The 866-nt window shown below is 74.1% G+C and carries 1 pseudogene; it reads right to left on the reverse strand.

Annotated features, from left to right (window positions below):
• Positions 1-36 precede the first annotated feature (36 nt).
• Positions 37-866, reverse strand: a pseudogene (locus tag GTW43_RS16650) (serine/threonine protein kinase); the annotation flags it as partial.

Below are 866 nucleotides of genomic sequence, written 5' to 3' on the forward strand. Positions count from 1 at the left end.
GACCCCGCGCCCGCGACATGATCCGCCGGACAGGCCCTAATCGCCGTACCGGTACGTGGCCGAGGCCTGGTCGAAGAGGCGGGAGACCTCGTCGCGCTCGGCCTCCGGGCCGCGGACCTGGACGACGTGGTACCGGCCGCCGACGATCATCGCGACATTGCGCACGAAGACCTCGCCGCCGGACTCCTGCCAGGTGAACTGCCCTTCGGCCATGGTCCGTCCGCCGACCTCGACGGTCTTCATGCCGCTCGACGTGGCCCATGTCGAGTCGCGGAACGGCTGGAGCTCCCGCTCGTCCTCGCGCTGGTACTTCATCGGGTCGTCGCCGTAGGTGCCGGTGGAGTCGCGGCCGGGCACGACGAGCAGCGTGTACCGGCCGTGCGTGTAGAGGACCTGGCCGCGGCCGTTCTTCCCCTGGCGCTGCCAGCCCTTGGCGACGGCGACCCGGAAGCCCTCGGGGTCCTTGCGCAGGGTGAAGCCGGCCGCGACGTCGGACTGCGGCTCGGTGCTCGACGGGGTCGAACTCCTGTCGTCCGAAGGGGACTTCTTCCCGCTGCTCGGCGAGGGCTTCTCTTTCGGGGTCTGCGCCGGGTCCGTGTCGCCGTTCTTGTCGGGGCCGCCGCCGACGACGCCCGCCTGCTCGCGCGGTGGCCCCGAACCGGAGTCCGCCTTGGGCATGAACGCCATCGCGTACGCCACCGCCCCGGCCAGGCCGAGGAGGACGAGCACGAGCAGCCAGCGGCCCAGCGAACGGGGCCGCCGCTGCGGGCGGTCCGCCGGACGCTGCGGTGCGCGAGGCGGCCGCTCGGCGCGGACCCGGCCGCGCGGCTCGGGCGCGGGCCGCTCCTGCTCGCGGCGGCCGCGCT

The sequence above is a fragment of the Streptomyces sp. SID5785 genome, from assembly GCF_009870065.1.
Classification (GTDB): domain Bacteria; phylum Actinomycetota; class Actinomycetes; order Streptomycetales; family Streptomycetaceae; genus Streptomyces.